Origin of the sequence: Pseudomonas sp. LH1G9, from assembly GCF_002949975.1 — a bacterium.
GTDB lineage: Bacteria > Pseudomonadota > Gammaproteobacteria > Pseudomonadales > Pseudomonadaceae > Aquipseudomonas > Aquipseudomonas veronii.
The window spans coordinates 3,330,717-3,351,513 of the sequence record NZ_CP026880.1 but is presented as its reverse complement, the minus strand read 5'-3'; the positions used below and the strand labels follow the sequence as shown (position 1 = coordinate 3,351,513).

Sequence of the window (20,797 nt, the reverse complement as noted above, 5' to 3'; positions counted from 1 at the left end):
TCATCGGGTGTTTGTACTGATTCGATCAGGCCGCTCTGTTCCCTTCGTAGGTAGATTCTGTTCAGGCAACAGGCAGCTGGATCAGTCATCTATTGCGGGCTGGAACGCCCGGTCATTTCCCGCGCCATCTCGGTGGCGTAGCTGTCGGTCATGCCGGCGATGAAATCGATCATCCGCAGGAACGAGGCGTGCAGCGACCAGGCCGGGTCGGGGGCACTGTTGCCCAGCAGGTCGAGGATGCGCCGGTTCTTGAACGACGGCGTGCGCCCGCCGTGCTGTTCAAGCGCCGCCCCGCAGAAGGCGTTGAGGAGGATTTCCAGGGTGGTGTAGGCGCCGATTTCATGCAGGGTCTTGCGCTTGTCCTGGAAGATTTTCTTGCGCGCCATGTCCTTGGCATCCAGCACGCAGCGCTTGGCGGGGCCGTGCATATGCTCGACCAGATCACCGTGCAAGGTGCCGGCGAGCAAGGCGTCCTGTTGTTCGACGAAAGCGCGTGCGGCGGCGTTGGTCAGGTGTTCGATGGCTTTGCCGCGCAGGATCGCCAGTTTGCGCCGCCGTGAATCCTGGGCGCCCAGTTGCCGGTAGGTTTGCGGCAGGTCGTCGCCGACCAGGTCGAGCAGCAGCGACTCGACTTCGGCATATTGCAGCAAGTCCATTTCCAAGCCGTCTTCCAGGTCGATCAGCGCGTAGCAGATGTCGTCCGCGGCCTCCATCAAGTACACCAGCGGATGGCGCGCCCAGCGTTGTTCTTCCAGCTGCGGCAGGCCGAGCTTGTGGGCGATCTGCTCAAGGATCGGCAATTCGCTCTGGTAGCAGCCGAACTTGTGTTTCTTGTAGCCCAGGGAGTCGGCATGGCGGGCGGTCCACGGGTATTTCAGGTAGGTGCCCAAGGTCGCGTAGGTCAGCCGCGTGCCGCCGTCGAACTGGTGGTATTCCAGCTGGGTCAGCACCCTGAAGCCCTGGGCGTTGCCTTCGAAATTGAGGAAGTCATTGCGCTCGGCCACGCTCATGTCGTCCAGCCAGCCGCGCCCGGCGGCCTGCTGGAACCAATGGCGGATGGCGTCTTCGCCGGAGTGCCCGAAGGGCGGGTTGCCGATGTCATGGGCCAGGCAGGCCGATTGCACCACCATGCCCAGGTCGCTCGGGTCGCACCACTCGGGCAGGGCGCTGCGCAGGGTTTCGCCCACGCGCATGCCGAGGGAGCGGCCGACGCAGCTGACTTCCAGGGAGTGGGTCAGACGGGTGTGGATATGGTCGTTGCTCGACACCGGGTGGACTTGGGTCTTGCGCCCCAGGCGGCGGAACGCGCCGGAGAAAATGATGCGGTCATGGTCTTTGTGAAACGGGCTACGGCCCAATTCTTCCGGGCTGTGCAGGGGCTTTCCAAGACGTTCGCGAGTCAGCAGGGTGGGCCAATCCAAGGCGGGTACTCTCCGTGCGGTGAATGACTTGCCCAGCTTCCCGGTTCCGGGTGGGCGGGGCAAGCGAAAATCTACAGGCCGACCGCGTCGATATCGATTAACAGCAAGCGCTGACCGTTATCGAAGAATTGTCCGGCGGTCAGGCAATACTGGTTGGTGGTGGCGTCGCGGTAGGTCGAAGACAGCGTCAAGCGGCGCTCGTCCCAGCCTTCGGCCAGCAGATGATAGAAATACGGGCGCCACGACCAATTGTGGCCGAGGTAGCGGCTGTCGGCTTGCCAGGCGTCCTGGCGCCATTCGAAATTGGGGGTCAGTTGGGTGCCATGCCGGTCGCACTGGTAGAACCGCAGCAGCCAGGGATAATCCGGCAATTGCGGCAAATGGCTCAGCGGCGCCTGGCCCTGGGCCCAGGTCTGGAGGATTTTCATCAGTTCGGCCAGTTGTTGGCGCAATTGCATGATGCGTCCGCGTTCGGCGAGTTTTTTCTGCACGTAGGCGCCACGCAGTTGGGCGAAGCGCGGCACGAAAGCATCGGCGGCGAACCAGTCCAGTTGCGCCTGGGCAAACAGATAACCCTGCACATACCGCGAGCCGCATTCCAGCGCAAAACTCAACTGCGCCTCGGTCTCCACCCCTTCGGCAATGATCCAGCAGCCGGTTTTTTCCGCCATTTGCGCCAGTGCCCGCACCACTTCACTGCTGGGGCCCCCTTTGGCGGCCTCCTGAAACAGGCGCATGTCCAGCTTGAGAATGTCCGGCTGCAACGCCAGCACGCGGTCGAGCTGTGAATAGCCGGCGCCGAAGTCATCGATGGCGATGCGCGCGCCGGCCTCGCGATAGCGCGCCACCACGTCGGCCAGGCGCTGGATATCGCCGCCCAGTTCAGTGATCTCGAACACGATGCGCCGTGGATCGACGCCGTGGGCCTGCACCTGTTGCAAACTGGGCAGGGCCTGGCCGGCACGCAGGCGATTGATCCAGCGCGGTGAGATATTCAGGCTCAGAAACCAGTCCTGCGGTGCCTCGTGCAGACGGCTCAAGGCGTTGTCGCGGATCTGCCGGTCCAGGCGCCGCAAGGCCACGCCCGAGGTGCGCGGGTCGGCGAACAACGGGCCGACCGACAGCAGGCGACCGTCAGCCTGGCGCAGGCGGCCGAGAGCCTCGACGCCGGCGATGCGCCCGGTGGCGGTGTCGATGAAGGGTTGGAAGCAGGCGAGCGGTTGCCCGTCGATCACGGGGCCTCCTTAAAAACGTTGGCAACAAAGTGCCCGGCCCTCGTTGACGAGGGCCGGGCCGATTCTGTTTGCAAGAATGCAGCCAGCAAGCCTCAACCTTTGCGTGAGGCGCCCTGCATGGCTAATTTGATCAGTGGGATCAAACCGGCGCCCAGTCGCACCAGGCGGGTCAGGCTGCTGAGACTGCCGCCCTTGGCGCCCTTGCCGGTAAAGAAGCCGATCAGCGTCACTGCGGCCACGCCCCACAGCGGCGCATGCTTGATGCCCAGGCTGTCCTGCCAGTGCTGGCCCATGTTGCGCACCTTATTCAGGGGCGCCATCAGTTGCTGGGACTCGTGGCGGATTTCCTGGCGGTGCATTTCCATGCGCAGGCGGATCAATGCCTTGCGCATTTCCCGGCGCGAGTTGGTGGGTGGGATTTCAGTCAGGCTCATGGCAGCAGGCGCTCCCGGTCATTGGCCAGCTCTTCGAGGGTGGCGTGGAACGGCGTGGACTCATCGAACACCGCCGCCTTCAAGCGCACACCGCAGAATGCAGCGGCCAGGGTATAGAACACGCAGAGGCAGATGATTCCGGTCAGGCGGTAGCCGGTGTCCCACACCAGAATCATCACCAATGTCGACAACCCCACCAGCAACAGCAGGGCAAACACCAGGGCCAGCCCGGCAAACAGCAGCAGGCTGACGGTGCGCGCTTTCTGCTCCTGCAGCTCGATGCCGAACAGTTCGACATGGCTGTGCAGCAAGCCCAGTACGGCTGCGCCCAGGCGTCGGGACGTTGAACTTGGGCCCGTGGACGAGCCGGATTCGCCGATAGACATAGGATTAGCGCCTTGTAGCCAACAGACCGATCAAGAAGCCCACGCCGGCGGCAATGCCCACTGATTGCCAAGGGTTGGCCTGCACATAATCTTCGGTCGCGGTGACGGCGGCCTTGCTGCGGTCGCGCAGGGAGTCTTCGGTCAGTTGCAGGGTTTCACGGGCCTTGAGCAGGCTGTCGTGGATCTTGGCGCGCAGCTCGTCGGCCTGGTCGCCGGCCAGGATGGCGGTGTCGTCCAGCAACTTTTCAGTATCACTGACCAGCGTTTGAAAATCCGCCATCAGTATTTCTTGAGCCGTCTGTGCTGTTTTGCTGGCCATGGTTATCTCCGTGAGTGGCTGATCGGTACGTGTGGTTTCGAGTCACCGGTATCGGTGAAGGTTCATTGCAAATGTCTGGTACAGCTTTTGCTTTGCCTTGGTGCGCAGGCCCCTGGGGCTGCGCTGAATCTGGGCGGTTGGGCCGCAAACCGGTGAAAACCTTACCCTATATAACTGAAACTCGCGGAAAAACCCTGTCGGGAATGGCCGATTGTGCTGATCGCTGCGCTAAAGCGGTTCACGCCCTCAGAAGAGGGGCGGAGCCGGTGGTGCCAATTTAGTGCGCGAAACGCTGGCTTGAACCGCTTTGGTGCTTTTTGCCTTTATCGCAGGCCTGCCAACCTCCATGGAAAATCTGCAAAGCGCAGTGGACACCCTCGTCCACAGCTCCAACACCCTGTTCATTCTGATCGGTGCGGTCATGGTTTTGGCCATGCACGCCGGTTTTGCCTTCCTCGAAGTCGGCACCGTGCGTCAGAAGAACCAAGTCAACGCCCTGTCGAAAATCCTCAGTGACTTCGCGATCTCCACCCTGGCCTATTTCTTTATAGGCTATTGGATCTCTTATGGCGTTAGCTTCATGCAACCGGCGGCAGTGATCAGTGCCGATCACGGCTATGGTCTGGTGAAGTTCTTCTTCCTGCTGACCTTTGCCGCGGCGATTCCGGCGATCATTTCCGGGGGCATTGCCGAGCGTGCACGATTTGTTCCGCAACTGTGCGCTACCGCGCTGATCGTGGCGTTTATCTACCCGTTTTTCGAAGGCATGGTGTGGAACGGCAATTTCGGCGTGCAGGCCTGGTTGCTCGCGACCTTCGGTGCCAGCTTCCATGACTTCGCCGGTTCCGTGGTGGTGCATGCCATGGGCGGCTGGCTGGCGTTGGCGGCGGTGCTGTTGCTCGGGCCGCGCAACGGGCGTTATCGCGAAGGGCGCCTGGTCGCGTTTGCGCCGTCGAGCATCCCGTTCCTGGCGCTGGGCTCGTGGATTCTGATTGTCGGCTGGTTCGGCTTTAACGTGATGAGCGCACAAACCCTGAACGGCGTCAGCGGCCTGGTGGCGGTCAACTCGCTGATGGCCATGGTCGGGGGTACGGTCGCGGCGCTGGTGATTGGCCGCAATGACCCAGGCTTCCTGCACAACGGCCCGCTGGCCGGGCTGGTGGCGATTTGTGCCGGTTCCGATCTGATGCATCCGGTGGGCGCATTGGTCACGGGGGTTGTCGCCGGTGGCTTGTTTGTGTGGTGCTTCATTGCCGCCCAGGATCGCTGGAAGATCGACGATGTGCTGGGTGTCTGGCCGTTGCATGGCCTGTGTGGCGTGTGGGGTGGCATTGCCTGCGGCATCTTCGGCCAGACCGCCCTTGGCGGGTTGGGCGGGGTCAGCCTGATCAGCCAATTGATCGGCACCGCGTTGGGTGTGCTGGTGGCGTTTGCCGGCGGCCTGCTGGTGTATGGCGTGATCAAGCGCGTACACGGGCTGCGCCTGAGCCAGGAAGAGGAGTACTACGGCGCGGACCTGTCGATCCACAAGATCGGTGCGATCAGTCAGGATTGATCGGCGCCTCTTCGTCAGGGGCCGCCCGCGGGTAGAAGCCGTGCAGCAGACGGTAGCGGTTGTGCCGCACCTCATCGACCCGCGCTTGCACCTGCTGGTCCGGCAGGCCCAGCAGGATCAGGGCGTGGGAGGCGAGCATCAGGCTCGACTCCAGCAGCTCGGGCACCACTTCGCTGGCGCCCGCGGCTTTCAGTTCGGCTAATTGGCTGTCGTCGCGGGTGCGTACCAGGATCGGTACGTCGGCGTTGATCCGGCGGGCTTCCTTCAGCACCAGCAGGGCGACTTCGGTGTTATCCACGGCGATCACCACCAGCCGCGCCCGCTCCAGGCCGACTGCGCTGAGCAGGGCGCCACGGCGGCAGTCGCCGTAATGCACGCTGTTGTCTTCGGTGGCGGCTTCCTGCACCCGTTCCGGGTTGTCATCCAGGGCGATAAACGCCTGTTGTTCGTGGTGCAGAAAGCGCCCGATGGATTGCCCGACGCGGCCATAGCCGCAGATCACCGCATGGTCGCGTAACTCGGCGTTGAGCGCGGTGATGGCTTCGAGTTGCACCTGCTGGTTGGGTTTGCGGTGCAGGCGCAGGGCAATGCCCGGTGCCGCGCGCAGCAAAAGCGGGGTCAGCAGCATCGAGCAGAAGGTGGCGGCCAGCAGCAAGCCGTTGAACTCATCCGGTATCAGCCGGCTCTGTTGCATCTGCGCCATCAGCGCAAAACAGAACTCGCCGCCCTGGGCCAGGGCCAGGCCGCTGCGCCAGGCGGTTTCGCGGTCGCTGCCGCGCAGTTTGACCAGCGCCGCGACCACGCAGCCCTTGGTCAGCATCAGCGTGAAGGTCAGGCCGAGGATCAGCAGGCTGTGGCTGATGAACAGTTGCAGGTCGATGAGCATGCCGATGCTGACGAAAAACAGCCCCAGCAGAATGTCGCGAAACGGCCGGATATCCGCCTCGATCTGATGCCGGTAATGGCTTTCCCCCAGCAGCATGCCGGCCAGGAACGCACCAAGCGCCGGGGAGAGGCCCAGCAGGTGCGTGAGCCAGGCGGTCAGCAACACGATCACCAGCGCCAGCAGCACAAACAGCTCGGCCGAATGGGAGGCGGCGACTTCATGGAACAGACGCGGCAATAACCAGCGGCTGGCAAGCAACAGGCCGACGAACAACAACAATGTCTTGGCCAGCGTCAACGGTAGCGCCCAGTACCAGGCCTGCTCGCTGCCACCGGCGAACACCGGCACCAGGGTCAGCAGCAACACCGCCACTACATCCTGGAACAGCAGCACGCCAATCGCGTTCTGGCCGTGGCTGCTGAAGATTTCCCCGAGGCTGCTCAGCTCTTTGCTGACAATGGCCGTGGACGACAACGCCAGCCCCGCACCGAGCATCAAGGCGATGTTCGGCGACACGCCAAAGGCCATCAACAGGCCTCCCAGCAGCAACCCGCAGCCCAGCACTTGCAAGCTGCCCAGGCCAAATACCACGTGGCGCAGGGCGAACATCTTGCTCAGGGAGAACTCCAGGCCAAGGGAAAACAGCAGGAATACCACGCCCAACTCGGCGAGGTCGGGCAGGTTTTCGCTGTCATTCACCCAGTCGAGGGCGGTCGGCCCCACGGCCAGGCCCACGCACAGGTAGCCCAGCACGGGCGGCAATTGCAGCCGGCGAAACAGCGCAATCACCACCAGGGATGAGGCCAGAATGATCAGCAGGTTGGCGAACACAAGCATCTCCGTTGCAGGGCGAGCGGACAAAAAGCCGCGAGAATCGCTGAATCAGTTATAGGCCATGGTGATCTGGGTCAGGGTTTATCGGCTCGCCAGCGCTATAGAGTCGGCCTAAAATGGGCGCCTATTCCTGATCAGGTCCTGTCGTCATGCCTCCTGAATGCCAGTTGTTCACTACGTTGGGTTGCCATCTGTGTGAGCTCGCCGAAGCAGAAATCATGCCGTTGGTCGAACATGGGTTGCTGGTTGAGCTGGTGGATATCGCCGATTCCGAAGCCTTGTTTGAAGCCTATGGCCTAACGATTCCGGTGCTGCGCCGGGTGGATACCGGGGCTGAACTGGGTTGGCCGTTCGACACGGAGCAGGTGGTGGCCTTCCTATTCTAGCGCTTGGGCGATGGCAGCTTTCTCAATATTGGGTTACTGTATGTTTGTACAGCGATTGAATAGAGGGAACGCCCGTGGTGAATGTTGAACAACTGAAAAGCAGCGTTAATCGCATGTCCGCCGACGTCGTGCGCGATGCGGTGAACGAGCTGCGCCTCGACGGCCTGGTCACGGAAGGCAAGACGCCGTTTAACAAAGTGCATTTCAATACCTGCTTTGCCGAGATCGAAGCGCTGTTCCAGCGCGCCGGTTATCACAAGCAGTTGGATGTGGTGGGTTACCAGGGCTTGCTGTACGCGCTATATGATCCGGGCCGTTGGGAAGCGGTGGACGTGCTGCGCTGGCTCAAGGAATTTACCGAGGCCGCCAGTGCTTCGCCGATTCTGCGGGCGCAATTGGCCAAGGCCTGAGATCCGCCCTAGGCTCAATCCCGCTCCATGCGGGATAATGCCGGCCTGTTTCCCAGGCTTCGAGCATCCGCATGTCCACTTCCGGTTTTTCCGCGTCCCAGCATCAAGCCAGCACCTTGTACTTGCCGCCTGGCCCTTGGGCGACGGTGCTCGACTGCCTGTGCGAGCATTTCCCGGCGATCGGCCGCGCGCAGTGGCTGGACCGCATCGCCCGTGGCCGGGTGCTGGATCTGCAGGGTAGCCCGATCCGCCTGGACCTGGCCTACAAGGAAGGCTTGTGCATCTACTACTTCCGCGAAGTGCCGAACGAAAAAGTCATCCCGGTGCAGGAAACTATCCTGTACGCCGACGAACACTTGGTGGTGGCGGACAAACCACACTTTCTGCCCGTCACCCCGGCGGGTGAGTATGTCGAGCAAACCCTGTTGCGCCGCCTGATCCGCCGCCTGGACAACCCGTCCCTGGTGCCCCTGCACCGCATCGACCGGCATACGGCGGGGCTGGTGCTGTTCTCGGCCAACCCGCAAAGCCGCTCGGCCTATCAGCAGTTGTTTCCCACGCGTCAAATCGACAAGTTCTACGAGGCCATCGCCCCGGCCTTGCCGAACCTGACCTTCCCGCTGGTCCACAAAAGCCGTCTGGTGGATGGCGAGCCGTTCTTTCGCATGCAGGAAGGGCCAGGCGCCAGCAACACCGAAACGGCCGTGGAAGTGCGCGAAACCCACGGCGACTTATGGCGCTATGGGCTGTTCCCTGTGACCGGCAAGAAGCACCAGTTGCGTGTACACATGACGGCGCTCGGCGCGAGCATCTGCAATGACCCGTTCTACCCCGAAGTGATCAAGGATGCCGTGGACGACTACGCCAATCCCTTGAAGCTGCTCGCCCAGGGGGTGCGTTTTATCGATCCGGTCACGGGTGCAGAACGCAGTTTCCGCAGCCAGATCACGCTCGACTGGTAACCGCAGAAACGACAAGGCCCGCGCGAGGCGGGCCTTGTATGCAAGCGTTGCGGCTTACAGGTCTTTAACGGTACGCACTTGATCCTTGTTGATGCGGGTGCGCTTGCCGTCAAGCTGTTCGAATTCGTAGAAACCCGTATCTTCATTGTATTTCGGGGTATCGACAGCCTGGATTTCGCGACCGTCATTCAGGGTGATCACTGTTGGCGAGGCGCAACCGGCAAGGGTAGCGAGGCCCAGTGCAAGCATGAAAGCGGCGATGGTCCGTTGAGTCATGAGTGTGTCTCCAAGAGAATTCTTTTTGATTGCTGACTGTGTGACGCGTGGCGCGTCGACAAAGTTCCTTGTGTGGGGTTCATTCTGACACGCCAGGCTTGGTGTGTAACAGCGCAGGCGTGTTCAGGTTGGCCAGGCGCGGATCATCCGCCGGGCATTCCAGCCCGATGCCCCCCAACTGCAGGAAGATCTTGCGCGGGCTGCGCTCACCGGCTTGCCAGGCCTGTTCTACCGCGCTTTGCAGGTGGGTGGGGATGATGCAGATCAACGGTTCCCAGAATTCACCGTGGCGCACCATCACCGGCAGCCGCGGATTGCGCTGCGCCGTCTTGCGCAGGTCGGCGAGCAGTCGAGCGTCAAGATGCGGCACATCGCACGGCAAAATCAGTAAGTGCTCATGGCGGGCGGCGTTCAAGCCTGCGCGGATACCGGCCAGCGGCCCGGGGAAATCCGTACTGTCGTCACTCACCAACTGGTCGGCATACGGCGTGTAGCGGTCCGGGTTGCGGTTGCACGAGATGATCAGGTCGTCGGTCAGTGGGCGCACCAAGTGGTGCAAGTACGCGATCAATGGCTGACCCTGCCATTCCAGCAAGCCTTTGTCTTGTCCGCCCATGCGTTGGCCGCGGCCACCGGCCAACAGCAGAATCGAACAGGGCAGAGGCGAAGAATCGTCGGGCATGGGGGTTCCGCAGCGGCAGGTAAATAGGGGCCTGTGATATAACATCGGGCTGTTCCTTCGACAACCGGACCGTGCCATGAAAGCCAAGGCAGATGCGCCCTTTGTACCCCTGAATATCGCTGTACTGACTGTCAGCGACACCCGCACCCTGGACACCGACACCTCGGGCCAGGTTTTCGTCGACCGCCTGATCGCCGCCGGCCACCTCCTGGCCGAGCGCGTGCTGCTCAAGGACGACCTCTACAAGATTCGCGCGCAGGTGGCCCACTGGATCGCCGAAGACGTGGTGCAGGTCGTGCTGATCACTGGCGGCACCGGCTTCACCGGCCGTGACAGCACGCCCGAAGCGGTGAGCTGCCTGCTCGACAAACAGGTCGATGGCTTTGGCGAGCTGTTCCGCCAGATCTCCGTGGCCGACATCGGCACCTCCACCGTGCAATCCCGCGCCCTGGCCGGCCTGGCGAACGGCACCCTGGTGTGCTGCCTGCCGGGTTCGACCAACGCCGTGCGTACCGGTTGGGACGGCATCCTCGCCGAGCAACTGGACAACCGTCACCGCCCCTGCAACTTCGTACCGCACCTGAAGCAGGCCGAACCCTGTGAATCCCGTGGATAAGCCGGGCAAGACCGGCGCCTTGATGCCGGTGGAAGAAGCCCTGCAACGCTTGCTCGAGATGGCCGAGGCCGCGCCGATTCGCGAGCAGCAGGTATTGCCCCTGGCCGCGGGTGATGGCCGCGTACTGGCGCAGGATTTGATCTCCACCCTCGATCTGCCGCCGTGGCCCAACAGCGCCATGGACGGTTATGCCGTGCGCCTGGCGGACTGGACGGGCGAACCGTTGGCGGTGAGCCAGCGCATCTTCGCCGGTCAGGCCCCCGCGCCATTGGCTGCCGGCACCTGCGCGCGCATCTTCACCGGGGCGCCCGTGCCGCAAGGCGCGGACTGCGTGGAAATGCAGGAAAACGCCGTGGTCCACGCCGACGCGCGTGTGAGCTTTACCGAGCCGTTGCATATCGGTCAGAACATTCGCCCGCAAGGGCAGGAAACCACCGTCGGCGAAGTGGTGCTGACCGCGGGCACGCGCCTGGGGCCGATCGAACTCGGCCTGGCTGCGTCCCTCGGTCTCGACCAATTGGCCGTGGTGCGCCGCGTGCGGGTCGCGGTGCTGTCCACCGGCGATGAGTTGATCGAGCCCGGCCTGCCCCTCGGCCCAGGGCAGATCTACAACAGCAACCGTCGCGTGCTGTGCAGTTGGCTGGAGCGCCTGGGATGCGAAGTGATCGATGCGGGCATTCTTCCCGATGACCTGGACCAGACGCGCACGTGTCTGGCGGGCCTGGGCGCGGTTGACTTGATTCTGTCGACCGGCGGTGTGTCGGTGGGCGAGGCGGATTTTCTCGGCATTGCCCTGCGTGAAGAAGGCGAGCTGGCCTTGTGGAAGCTCGCGATCAAACCGGGCAAACCGCTGACCTTCGGCCATTTCCGTGGCGTGCCGGTGATCGGCCTGCCGGGCAATCCGGCGTCGACGCTGGTGACGTTTGCCCTGTTGGCACGCCCCTATCTGCTGCGCCGCCAAGGTGTGGCGGAGGTCGAGCCGCTGCGGTTCGAGGTACCGGCGGGGTTTGTCTGGCCCAAGCCGGGCAACCGCCGCGAATATTTGCGCGGGCGCATCGAGCAGGGCAAGGCGGTCATCTATCGCAACCAGAGCTCCGGCGTGCTGCGCAGTGCGGCGTGGGCGCAAGGGTTGGTAGAGGTGTTGGAAGGGACGACGCTGGCGATGGGCGACCGGGTGAATTTCATTCCCCTGAGCGAAGTCCTGAACTGAAGCCGATCTGAATGTGGGAGGGGGCTTGCCCCCGATGGCGGTGTATCAGCCACAGATGTGTTGACTGAAACACTGCCATCGGGGGCAAGCCCCCTCCCACATTTGGATTGTCGTTTGTCTGGGGCTACTCAGTAGTCGTCGCCACGCTCGGTGACATCACGCTCGACCGGCTCGGCGTCCGGGTCGTACCCCGCCGGAAACTTGCCCTTCAACGTCCAGGCAAACGCAATGATCTCGGCGATCGTGCGGTACAACTCTTCCGGGATACTGTCGCCCAGTTCCATGCGCGCCAGCAGCTTCACCAGCTCGGCGTTTTCATAGATGGGCACTTCGTTTTCCCGCGCCAGCTTGAGGATCGCTTCGGCCAGGGCATCGTCGCCCTTGGCGGTCAGGGTCGGCGCTTGTTGGCCGTCATACTTGAGGGCGATGGCCTGGCGCGGTGGGTTGGCGTTGTTCATGCGGTTTCGTCCACCCAGCGTTGCTCCAATCCGGTTTTCGGCCCGCGTGGCGGCGTGCCGAGGTGGCAGTCGAGGTCGCCGACATTGATGCCCGACGTCACCAGGCGCTCGCGCAAACTGCCCAAGTGACTTTCGATCAAACTGGCGGTGAACGGTCGCGTCGCCCACAGCTGGCTCGACAGTTTGCCCTGAGACAATTGCGCCTGGACCTGCAACGGCCCCAGCGGCTCCATGTCGAAAGCCAGTTCCACGCGCCAGAGCATCTGCTTGGGGTCTTTTTTGTCCTTGCGTTCGGGCTGGTCCTTGTCCTGCGCGGGCTCTTCGCGCTGGAACTTGACCTGCAGCGGCACGATGTCCTGCAGGGTCCGCATGGGAATTTCCAGCTGCCAGGTGGTTTGCAGGCGGCCGTCGGCGGTGGTGCCGGTCTGTTCCAGGCTCGACAGCTGATGGCTCTGTAACCGCGAGATGGCCCCGGCGGCCAGACGCAGCAGGTTTTCCAGGTCGCCTTCGCCTGCCAGGCGTTGCATCAGCCGTTCCGGCAATGGAAAACCGGCGGGTGCCTGGCGGGCGCTGATCTGTCCGAGGGTGTTCAGCGGGCTGCGCACGAAGTTGGGCAGTATCTGAGCCAGGGTGTTGGCGGCGAGGATGGCATTGAGGTTGGTGCTGACGGGCAAGGCGGGCAGCAGATCGGCGACCAGGCGCAACAGCGCGCCTTTCATATCCAGCGGTGGAATTTGCGGGTTTTGCCCGGCCAGCAACTTGGCTTCAAGAAACGCGCCGCTGTTCTGGATGACTTGCGCCAGCACCTTGGGATTGCTGACCTGTGCCAGGTCGGGCAATGCCGCGAGCAGCCGCGTGGCGGCCGAGCGCAGTTCGACGGACGTACTGTCGTCCTGGGGCAGGCGTTGCAACGCGGTGAACACCGCATCCAACGAGCCCTGGCGGCTTTGCTGGGTGGCGAGTTGCTGGGTCACGGCCAGTTGATCCTTGAGCCCGCTCAAGGGCACAAAGTTCAGGGTCTGCGTGTCCTGTACCACAGCGCTGAGCAGGCTGCCGACGCGTAGCGGTTGCGGGCTTTCCAGGGTCAGGGTCGTGCCGGCCAGGGTGCTGTTGAGCACCGTCACCAACGAACGGTAGATCGTCGGTTGCGTGGTGCCTTGGGGCAGCGCTTGGATGGTCAGGACCTTGGCTTGCAGCAAGGTGCCCGCCGGCATTTGTGTGGTGTCGATGCGGGTGAGGGCGGCGACGTTGGCGCTCAAGGCCTGCTGCAGGCTGAGGGTCAGGTTACCGGCGGACGTCTGGCTCACCGCCACATTGCTGCCCAGCGGCAAGGGTTGCGGGCTGCTGGCCTGCACCAGCGTCTGGCGGCCACCGTCGAGGGTCAATTTGAGCAGCAACTGAAAGGCTTCGCCGCCTTGTTTAAGTGCGATGACTTCGGCGTTCGCGGTTTTTCCCGGGTCGATCAAGCCGATCTGCGGCTCCAGCAGTTTCAGCAACTCACCGGTTGCTGGCGCCGGCGCAGGGGCCGGCCCGGCTGTCGGGGCAGGAGAAAGCGTAGGAAGGTTGATCTCACCGGTCATCGTGCGTGTCGTCTCAGGGGAAATAGCCCTCTTTAGCGTAGGGCATCGCATGTATAATGCGGCCCGTCTGCCATGAGAGCGGTAAAAACCTCACAACTATTTGATCCAGCTCTCTAAAATCGGTCGCCAAAGCCGTTATTGTGCTCCTTTCTATAACGGCCGCAGCACCGCCGACTTGAACCGTAAAGGCCCGCGATCTTTTGACCAGCCCTCTTCTTGAAGCCGTAGCGCTTGCCTGTGAACGCGACCTGCGCCTGCTGTTCGAGCACCTCGACCTGCGCCTGGCGGGCGGTGACATGGTGCAGATCAGCGGGCCCAACGGCAGCGGCAAGACCAGCCTCCTGCGTTTGCTGGCCGGGTTGATGCAGCCCACGGCGGGCGAAGTGCGGCTCAACGGCAAGCCCCTGAACGAACAACGCACCGAGCTGGCCCGCAACCTCACCTGGATCGGCCACGCCGCCGGGATCAAGGACGTGCTCAGCGCCGAGGAAAACCTCAGCTGGCTCAGCGCCCTGCATCATCCGGCCAGCCGCGAGGCGATCTGGCAGGCACTCGCCGCCGTCGGCCTCAAGGGCTTCGAAGATGTGCCCTGTCACACCTTGTCGGCCGGCCAGCAGCGCCGTGTGGCCCTGGCGCGCCTGTATCTGCCCGGCCCGGCGCTGTGGATTCTCGACGAACCCTTCACCGCCCTCGACAAACAAGGTGTCGCCCAGTTGGAAGAACATCTGGCGCGGCATTGTGAGCAGGGCGGCCTCGTCGTGCTGACGACGCACCACAGCCTGACGCGCCTGCCCGCCGGTTACCGCGAGCTGGACCTGGGGCGGTGGTCGGTATGAGTGTGTTCGCGCTGTTGGTGGCCCGCGAGGCGCGGCTGTTGTGCCGGCGCCCGGCCGAACTGGCCAATCCGCTGGTGTTCTTTGCGATTGTCATCGCGTTGTTCCCGCTGGCGGTCGGCCCCGAGACTAAACTGTTGCAAACCTTGTCTCCGGGACTGGTGTGGGTGGCGGCCCTTTTGTCCGTGCTGCTCTCGCTGGACGGGCTGTTTCGCAGTGATTTCGAGGACGGTTCCCTGGAACAGTGGGTCCTTTCGTCGCACCCCCTGCCACTTCTGGTATTGGCCAAGGTACTGGCACACTGGGCGTTTTCCGGCCTGGCGCTGGTGTTGCTCTCGCCGTTGCTGGCAATGATGCTAGGGTTGCCCAGTGAATGCCTGCCGGTATTGCTCATGTCCTTGTTGCTCGGCACGCCGGCGCTCAGCCTGTTGGGAGCGGTGGGCGCGGCGCTGACGGTGGGTTTGAAACGCGGCGGCCTGCTGCTGGCCTTGTTGATTCTGCCTTTGTATATCCCGGTGTTGATCCTCGGCAGCGGCGCTTTGCAAGCCGCGCTCATGGGCATGCCGGCGACCGGTTACCTCCTGTGGCTTGGCAGCCTGACCGCCCTGGCGGTAACCCTGACACCCTTTGCCATAGCCGCCGGCCTGAAGATCAGCGTCGGCGAATAATGAAGTCGGGTTACGCGTAACCCGTTCTTCAACATAAGAAAGACCCTACGCTTCTTGCAAACACAAGACGCAACCGTGATGGAAACAGCAATGAACTGGACCTGGTTTCACAAGCTCGGCTCGCCCAAATGGTTTTACGGCATCAGCGGCAAGCTGCTGCCGTGGTTGAGCATCGCCGCCGTAGTGCTGATCGGCCTCGGCCTGGTCTGGGGCCTGGCCTTCGCGCCGCCGGATTACCAGCAGGGCAACAGCTTTCGCATCATCTATATCCACGTGCCTACCGCAATGCTGGCCCAGTCCTGCTACGTGATGCTGGCGGTGTGCGGCATCGTCGGCCTGGTGTGGAAGATGAAACTCGCGGACGTCGCCCTGCAATGCGCCGCGCCCATCGGTGCGTGGATGACCGCCGTGTCGCTGGTCACCGGCGCCATCTGGGGCAAACCCACCTGGGGCTCGTGGTGGGTGTGGGATGCGCGACTAACGTCCATGTTGATCCTGCTGTTTCTGTACTTCGGTCTGATTGCCCTGGGCAACGCGATCAGCAATCGTGACAGCGCCGCCAAGGCCTGTGCGGTGCTGGCGATTGTCGGTGTGATCAACATCCCGATCATCAAATACTCGGTGGAGTGGTGGAACACCCTGCACCAGGGCGCCACCTTCACCCTCACCGAAAAACCGGCGATGCCCGTGGAAATGTGGGCGCCGCTGTTGCTGATGGTGCTGGGGTTCTACTGCTTCTTCGGCGCTGTGCTGCTGATGCGGATGCGCCTTGAAGTGCTCAAGCGTGAAGCCCGCGCCAGTTGGGTCAAGGCCGAAGTGCAGAGCAGCCTGGGAGCGCGTGGATGAGTTTTGCTTCTTTCAGTGATTTTCTCGCCATGGGCCACCATGGCCTGTATGTCTGGACGGCCTACGGCATCTGCCTGGCGGTACTGGCCCTCAACGTTGCCGTGCCGATCCTGGCCCGCAAGCGTTACCTGCAACAAGAGGCGCGTCGTCTGCGCCGGGAGACCGAAAAGTGAATCCGCTGCGTAGAAAGCGTCTGTTGATCATCCTTGCCATTCTGGCCGGCGTCGGTATTGCCGTGGGCCTGGCGATGAGCGCCCTGCGGGAGAACATCAACCTGTTCTACACCCCAACCCAGATCGCCAACGGCGAAGCACCGCTGGACACGCGCATCCGCGCCGGCGGCATGGTGGAGAAGGGCTCGTTGAAACGCTCCGGCGATTCTCTCGACGTCACCTTCGTAGTCACCGATTTCAACAAGGCCGTGACCATTACGTATCGCGGCATCCTCCCGGACCTGTTCCGCGAAGGCCAGGGCATCGTCGCCCTGGGCAAACTGAATGCCGATGGCGTGGTGGTGGCCGATGAAGTACTGGCCAAGCACGATGAGAAATACATGCCGCCGGAAGTCACCAAAGCGTTGAAAGACAGCGGCCAAACCGCTCCAACTCCAGCCAAGGAGGGCTAAGTGATGACGTCCGCACTGTTTATTCCGGAGCTGGGCCATTTGGCGATGATCCTCGCCCTGTGCTTCGCCATCGTCCAGGCCGTGGTGCCGTTGCTCGGCGCGTGGCGCGGCGACCGCCTGTGGATGAGCCTGGCGCAGCCGGCCGCCTGGGGCCAGTTTGCCTTCCTGGTGTTCGCGTTCGGTTGCCTGACCTACGCCTTTATGACCGACGATTTTTCCGTCGCCTATGTGGCCAGCAACTCCAACAGCGCCTTGCCCTGGTATTACAAGTTCAGCGCCGTGTGGGGCGCCCACGAAGGTTCGCTGCTGTTGTGGGCCCTGATCCTCGGCGGTTGGACCTTCGCTGTGTCGATCTTCTCCCGGCAACTGCCGCAAGTCATGCTGGCTAGGGTGCTGGCAGTGATGGGCATGATCAGCGTCGGCTTCCTGCTGTTCCTGATCATGACTTCCAACCCGTTCAGCCGCATCTTGCCGCAGATCCCGATGGACGGGCATGACCTCAACCCGCTGCTGCAGGACATCGGCCTGATCGTCCACCCGCCGATGCTCTACATGGGCTACGTGGGTTTCTCCGTGGCCTTCGCCTTCGCCATCGCCGCCTTGCTCGGCGGGCGCCTCGATGCGGCCTGGGCGCGCTGGTCGCGGCCATGGACCATCGTCGCCTGGGCCTTCCTCGGCATCGGTATCACCCTGGGTTCGTGGTGGGCCTATTATGAGCTCGGCTGGGGCGGCTGGTGGTTCTGGGACCCGGTGGAAAACGCGTCCTTCATGCCATGGCTGGTGGGTACGGCGCTGATTCACTCGCTGGCCGTCACCGAAAAACGCGGCGTGTTCAAGAGCTGGACGGTGTTGCTGGCCATCGCGGCGTTTTCCCTCAGCCTGCTCGGCACTTTCCTCGTGCGTTCGGGCGTGCTGACTTCGGTTCACGCGTTTGCGTCCGACCCTGCCCGCGGTGTGTTCATCCTGATGTTCCTGCTGTGTGTGGTCGGCGGTTCCCTGACCCTGTTTGCCCTGCGCGCGCCGGTGGTCAAGAGCCAGGTCGGCTTCAACCTGTGGTCGCGGGAAACCCTGTTGCTGGGCAACAACCTCGTGCTGGTGGTGGCCGCGTCGATGATCCTGCTCGGCACCCTGTACCCGCTGGTGCTGGATGCGCTGACCGGCGCCAAGCTGTCGGTCGGCCCGCCGTATTTCAACGCCTTGTTCATTCCGTTGATGGGCTTGTTGATGGTGGTAATGGCCGTCGGCGTGCTGGTGCGCTGGAAAGACACCCCGGTGAAATGGCTGGTGGGCATGCTGACCCCGGTGCTGCTGGGCAGCGCCGCCTTGGCCGTGATCGCCGGTATCGCTTATGGCGACTTCAACTGGGCGGTCCTCGCCACGTTCATGCTCGCCGCCTGGGTATTGCTGGCCGGCATGCGCGACATCGTCGACAAGACCCGTCACAAAGGCCTGATCAAAGGCCTGCCCACCCTGACCCGCAGCTATTGGGGCATGCAGATTGCGCACATCGGCATCGCCGTGTGTGCCCTCGGCGTGGTGCTCTCCAGCCAGAACAGCGCCGAGCGCGACCTGCGCCTGGCCCCCGGCGAGTCCATGGACCTGGCCGGTTACCACTTCATCTTCGAAGGCGCCAAGCACTTCGAAGGGCCGAACTTCACGTCCGACAAAGGCACTGTGCGCGTAGTCCGCAACGGTAAGGAAGTCGCCGTGCTGCACCCGGAAAAACGCTTGTACACTGTGCAGAGTTCGATGATGACCGAAGCCGGGATCGACGGCGGTTTCACCCGTGACCTTTACGTCGCCCTGGGTGAGCCGCTGGGCGAAGGAGCCTGGGCGGTGCGCGTGCATGTCAAACCGTTCGTGCGCTGGATCTGGTTCGGCGGTTTGCTCACCGGTCTGGGTGGTGTGCTCGCGGCGCTGGACCGGCGCTATCGGGTCAAGGTCAAGAGCCGGGTGCGTGAAGCCCTGGGCCTGCAAGGAGCGGCGGTATGAAGCGTTGGTTGATGGTCGTGCCGCTGGCATTGTTTCTGCTGGTGGCGGTGTTCCTGTATCGCGGGTTGTACCTGGACCCGGCCGAGTTGCCCTCGGCCATGATCGGCAAGCCGTTCCCGGCGTTTTCCCTGCCGACGGTGCAGGGCGACAAGACCCTGACCCAGGCCGATTTGCTGGGCAAGCCGGCGCTGGTCAACGTGTGGGGTACCTGGTGCATTTCCTGCCGCGTAGAACACCCGGTGCTGAACAAACTCGCCGAGAACGGCGTGGTGATCTACGGCATCAACTACAAGGACGACAATGCGGCGGCCTTGAAGTGGCTGGCGGAATTTCACAACCCGTACCAGCTGGATATCCGCGATGAAGACGGCAACCTGGGGTTGAATCTCGGCGTCTACGGCGCCCCGGAAACCTTCTTTATCGATGCCAAGGGCGTGATCCGCGACAAGTATGTCGGCGTCATCGATGAAGTGGTCTGGCGCGAACAACTGGCCGCCAAGTATCAGGCCCTGGTCGACGAGGCCAAGCCATGAAGCGCTGGTTAGCTGCTGCCGTATTGGCCCTGGGCCTGGCGGGCGTGGCCCACGCCGCCATCGACACCTACGAATTCGCCAACGACGCCGAGCGTGAGCGTTTTCGCGAACTGACCAAGGAACTGCGCTGCCCCAAGTGCCAGAACCAGGACATCGCCGACTCCAACGCGCCCATCGCCGCCGACCTGCGCAAAGAGATCTTCCGCATGTTGGGGGCGGGCAAGGACAACCAGCAGATCATCGACTTCATGGTCGACCGCTACGGCGATTTCGTGCGCTACAAACCGGCCCTCACCGGCAAGACCGCACTGCTCTGGTTCGGCCCCGCCGGGCTGCTGCTGGCTGGCATGGTGGTGATGGTGGTGATCGTCCGCCGTCGCCGCGCCGCCCCTACCGATGGTTCCGACGCGCTATCCCCCGACGAGCGCCAACGCCTCGACCAATTGCTGGACACCAAGACTGATGATTGATTTCTGGCTCGCAGCCGGTTTGCTGCTTCTGATTGCCCTGAGTTTCCTGTTGATCCCTGTGTTGCGCGGCCGTCGTGCCCAGCGCGAAGAGGATCGCACCGCGCTGAACGTGGCGCTGTATCAAGAACGCGTGGCCGAACTGCAAACCCAGCAGGACGAAGGCGTGCTCAACGCTACGCAACTCGACACCGGCCGCGCCGAAGCCGCGCGCGAATTGCTGGCCGACACCGAAGGCCTGGAAAAGCCCCGCGAATCGCGCCTGGGCAAGCCGCTGCCGTTGCTCGCAGCGGTTTTGGTGCCCGTGCTGGGCATTGGCTTGTATCTGCATTTCGGTGCCAGCGACAAGGTCGAACTGACCCGCGAATTCTCCCAGCCACCGGTGTCCATGGAAGACATGACCCACCGCCTGGAACGCGCCGCCGCCGCCCAGCCGGATTCGGCAGAAGGCTTGTACTTCCTCGGTCGCGCCTACATGGCCCAGGACCGCTCCGCCGATGCCGCCAAGGTCTTCGAGCGCACCGTGGCCCTGGCCGGGCGCCAGCCGGAGCTGTTGGGCCAGTGGGCCCAGGCCCAGTACTTCGCCGACAACAAGCAGTGGTCGCCCAAGGTCCAGGCCCTGACCGACGAAGCCCTCAAGCTCGACCCGCGAGAAGTCACCAGCCTCGGTCTGCTTGGCATCGCGGCCTTTGAAGGCCAGCGCTACCAGGAGGCGATCGATTACTGGAGCCGCCTGCTGGCGCAACTGCCGCCCGAAGACAACTCCCGCGTCGCCCTGCAAGGCGGGATCGACCGCGCGGCAGAGCGGCTGAAAGCGAGCGGTGGCACCGTCGCCCAAAAAGCCGTGATGAAAGTGCGCGTGGACCTCTCCGCCGACATCAAGGCTAAGGCCCTGCCAAGCGACAGCGTGTTCATCTTCGCCCGCGCTGTCTCCGGCCCGCCGGCGCCGCTGGCGGCCAAGCGTGTGACCGTCGCTGACCTGCCGGTCACCGTCGAACTGGGCGATGCCGACGCAATGATGCCGCAGTTGAAACTGTCCAACTTCCCTGAAGTCCAACTGGTTGCGCGCATATCCCGGGCCGGTCAACCGACCACTGGCGAGTGGATCGGCCGCAGCCAACCCCTGGCCAGCACCACCACTGCGCTGCAGCAGCTGACCATCGACAGTCCGGACAAGTAATTC

Annotated in this window: 25 protein-coding genes; 15 read left to right on the top strand and 10 right to left on the bottom strand. The window is 63.1% G+C overall.

The window, feature by feature from the left end; genetic code table 11:
* Positions 1 to 89: 89 nt before the first annotated feature.
* From C5F70_RS15430 to C5F70_RS15410, 5 genes are all read right to left on the bottom strand, one after another.
* The gene (locus C5F70_RS15430; RefSeq protein ID WP_017849419.1) at positions 90 to 1,421 is read right to left on the bottom strand and encodes a deoxyguanosinetriphosphate triphosphohydrolase; all 1,332 of its coding nucleotides are present in this window, start codon (positions 1,419 to 1,421) and stop codon (positions 90 to 92) included.
* A 71-nt stretch (positions 1,422 to 1,492) separates the two neighbouring features.
* Positions 1,493 to 2,656 (bottom strand): EAL domain-containing protein, encoded by a 1,164-nt coding sequence (locus C5F70_RS15425; protein ID WP_046486414.1) that lies wholly within the window; start codon positions 2,654 to 2,656, stop codon positions 1,493 to 1,495.
* 92 nt (positions 2,657 to 2,748) lie between these two features.
* A complete protein-coding gene (locus C5F70_RS15420) occupies positions 2,749 to 3,090 on the bottom strand; it encodes a hypothetical protein (RefSeq protein ID WP_017849421.1) in 342 nt (113 codons plus the stop codon).
* Entirely contained in the window at positions 3,087 to 3,476 is a 390-nt protein-coding gene (locus C5F70_RS15415) for a phage holin family protein (protein WP_017849422.1), read from the bottom strand. The genes C5F70_RS15420 and C5F70_RS15415 overlap by 4 nt, the downstream gene beginning before the upstream one ends.
* A gap of 4 nt (positions 3,477 to 3,480) precedes the next feature.
* A complete protein-coding gene (locus C5F70_RS15410) occupies positions 3,481 to 3,795 on the bottom strand; it encodes a YqjD family protein (RefSeq protein ID WP_017849423.1) in 315 nt (104 codons plus the stop codon).
* Between the two features lie 346 nt (positions 3,796 to 4,141).
* Between C5F70_RS15410 and C5F70_RS15405 the strand changes: the two genes are divergently transcribed.
* Complete coding sequence (locus C5F70_RS15405) at positions 4,142 to 5,350, top strand: ammonium transporter (RefSeq protein WP_026140339.1); 1,209 nt, start codon at positions 4,142 to 4,144, stop codon at positions 5,348 to 5,350.
* Here C5F70_RS15405 and C5F70_RS15400 read toward each other — a convergent pair.
* The gene (locus tag C5F70_RS15400; RefSeq protein ID WP_046385334.1) at positions 5,337 to 7,067 is read right to left on the bottom strand and encodes a monovalent cation:proton antiporter-2 (CPA2) family protein; all 1,731 of its coding nucleotides are present in this window, start codon (positions 7,065 to 7,067) and stop codon (positions 5,337 to 5,339) included. The genes C5F70_RS15405 and C5F70_RS15400 overlap by 14 nt on opposite strands.
* Positions 7,068 to 7,219: 152 nt before the next feature.
* Here C5F70_RS15400 and C5F70_RS15395 point away from each other — a divergent pair, with 152 nt between their 5' ends.
* The 3 genes from C5F70_RS15395 (at position 7,220) to C5F70_RS15385 (ending at position 8,828) form a co-directional block, all read left to right on the top strand.
* Positions 7,220 to 7,456, top strand: a complete 237-nt coding sequence (locus C5F70_RS15395; protein ID WP_017849426.1) for a glutaredoxin family protein — start codon at positions 7,220 to 7,222, stop codon at positions 7,454 to 7,456.
* Between the two features lie 74 nt (positions 7,457 to 7,530).
* Positions 7,531 to 7,866 (top strand): hypothetical protein, encoded by a 336-nt coding sequence (locus tag C5F70_RS15390; protein ID WP_017529348.1) that lies wholly within the window; start codon positions 7,531 to 7,533, stop codon positions 7,864 to 7,866.
* A 71-nt stretch (positions 7,867 to 7,937) separates the two neighbouring features.
* Positions 7,938 to 8,828 (top strand): pseudouridine synthase, encoded by an 891-nt coding sequence (locus C5F70_RS15385; RefSeq protein ID WP_046486412.1) that lies wholly within the window; start codon positions 7,938 to 7,940, stop codon positions 8,826 to 8,828.
* Between the two features lie 54 nt (positions 8,829 to 8,882).
* On the opposite strand, the gene C5F70_RS15380 is transcribed toward C5F70_RS15385, so the two are convergent.
* Positions 8,883 to 9,104, bottom strand: coding sequence for a YgdI/YgdR family lipoprotein (locus C5F70_RS15380; protein WP_017849428.1), 222 nt, complete (start codon positions 9,102 to 9,104; stop codon positions 8,883 to 8,885).
* Positions 9,105 to 9,183: 79 nt separating this feature from the next.
* Positions 9,184 to 9,786, bottom strand: a complete 603-nt coding sequence (gene mobA / locus C5F70_RS15375; protein ID WP_104903638.1) for a molybdenum cofactor guanylyltransferase MobA — start codon at positions 9,784 to 9,786, stop codon at positions 9,184 to 9,186.
* 76 nt (positions 9,787 to 9,862) lie between these two features.
* Between mobA and moaB the strand changes: the two genes are divergently transcribed.
* Both moaB and glp read left to right on the top strand, forming a co-directional pair.
* Positions 9,863 to 10,402 carry a molybdenum cofactor biosynthesis protein B gene (gene moaB / locus C5F70_RS15370; RefSeq protein WP_017849430.1) on the top strand — a complete coding sequence of 180 codons (540 nt, stop codon included), beginning with the start codon at positions 9,863 to 9,865 and terminating at the stop codon, positions 10,400 to 10,402.
* The gene (gene glp, locus C5F70_RS15365) at positions 10,386 to 11,612 is read left to right on the top strand and encodes a gephyrin-like molybdotransferase Glp (RefSeq protein ID WP_046486411.1); all 1,227 of its coding nucleotides are present in this window, start codon (positions 10,386 to 10,388) and stop codon (positions 11,610 to 11,612) included. Before moaB ends, glp begins: the two co-directional genes overlap by 17 nt.
* Before the next feature lie 128 nt (positions 11,613 to 11,740).
* Here the strand turns inward: glp and C5F70_RS15360 are convergent, their stop codons facing one another.
* Complete coding sequence (locus C5F70_RS15360; RefSeq protein WP_017849432.1) at positions 11,741 to 12,070, bottom strand: EscU/YscU/HrcU family type III secretion system export apparatus switch protein; 330 nt, start codon at positions 12,068 to 12,070, stop codon at positions 11,741 to 11,743.
* A complete protein-coding gene (locus C5F70_RS15355) occupies positions 12,067 to 13,650 on the bottom strand; it encodes a flagellar hook-length control protein FliK (protein WP_104903637.1) in 1,584 nt (527 codons plus the stop codon). Before C5F70_RS15355 ends, C5F70_RS15360 begins: the two co-directional genes overlap by 4 nt.
* A 200-nt stretch (positions 13,651 to 13,850) precedes the next feature.
* Here C5F70_RS15355 and ccmA point away from each other — a divergent pair, with 200 nt between their 5' ends.
* From ccmA to ccmI, 9 genes are all read left to right on the top strand, one after another.
* Positions 13,851 to 14,486 carry a cytochrome c biogenesis heme-transporting ATPase CcmA gene (gene ccmA, locus C5F70_RS15350; RefSeq protein ID WP_046486408.1) on the top strand — a complete coding sequence of 212 codons (636 nt, stop codon included), beginning with the start codon at positions 13,851 to 13,853 and terminating at the stop codon, positions 14,484 to 14,486.
* Positions 14,483 to 15,151 carry a heme exporter protein CcmB gene (gene ccmB / locus C5F70_RS15345; RefSeq protein ID WP_017849435.1) on the top strand — a complete coding sequence of 223 codons (669 nt, stop codon included), beginning with the start codon at positions 14,483 to 14,485 and terminating at the stop codon, positions 15,149 to 15,151. Before ccmA ends, ccmB begins: the two co-directional genes overlap by 4 nt.
* Positions 15,152 to 15,241: 90 nt before the next feature.
* The gene (locus C5F70_RS15340; protein WP_017849436.1) at positions 15,242 to 15,997 is read left to right on the top strand and encodes a heme ABC transporter permease; all 756 of its coding nucleotides are present in this window, start codon (positions 15,242 to 15,244) and stop codon (positions 15,995 to 15,997) included.
* Positions 15,994 to 16,170, top strand: coding sequence for a heme exporter protein CcmD (gene ccmD, locus C5F70_RS15335; protein WP_017849437.1), 177 nt, complete (start codon positions 15,994 to 15,996; stop codon positions 16,168 to 16,170). Before C5F70_RS15340 ends, ccmD begins: the two co-directional genes overlap by 4 nt.
* Positions 16,167 to 16,622 carry a cytochrome c maturation protein CcmE gene (ccmE, locus tag C5F70_RS15330; RefSeq protein WP_017849438.1) on the top strand — a complete coding sequence of 152 codons (456 nt, stop codon included), beginning with the start codon at positions 16,167 to 16,169 and terminating at the stop codon, positions 16,620 to 16,622. The genes ccmD and ccmE overlap by 4 nt, the downstream gene beginning before the upstream one ends.
* 3 nt (positions 16,623 to 16,625) lie before the next feature.
* The gene (locus C5F70_RS15325; RefSeq protein WP_104903636.1) at positions 16,626 to 18,614 is read left to right on the top strand and encodes a heme lyase CcmF/NrfE family subunit; all 1,989 of its coding nucleotides are present in this window, start codon (positions 16,626 to 16,628) and stop codon (positions 18,612 to 18,614) included.
* Positions 18,611 to 19,147, top strand: coding sequence for a DsbE family thiol:disulfide interchange protein (locus C5F70_RS15320; protein ID WP_017849440.1), 537 nt, complete (start codon positions 18,611 to 18,613; stop codon positions 19,145 to 19,147). Before C5F70_RS15325 ends, C5F70_RS15320 begins: the two co-directional genes overlap by 4 nt.
* On the top strand, positions 19,144 to 19,617 hold the full coding sequence (locus tag C5F70_RS15315; protein WP_104903635.1) for a cytochrome c-type biogenesis protein: 474 nt from the start codon (positions 19,144 to 19,146) through the stop codon (positions 19,615 to 19,617). Before C5F70_RS15320 ends, C5F70_RS15315 begins: the two co-directional genes overlap by 4 nt.
* Entirely contained in the window at positions 19,610 to 20,794 is a 1,185-nt protein-coding gene (gene ccmI / locus C5F70_RS15310; protein ID WP_017849442.1) for a c-type cytochrome biogenesis protein CcmI, read from the top strand. Before C5F70_RS15315 ends, ccmI begins: the two co-directional genes overlap by 8 nt.
* The last annotated feature ends 3 nt before the right edge of the window (positions 20,795 to 20,797 follow it).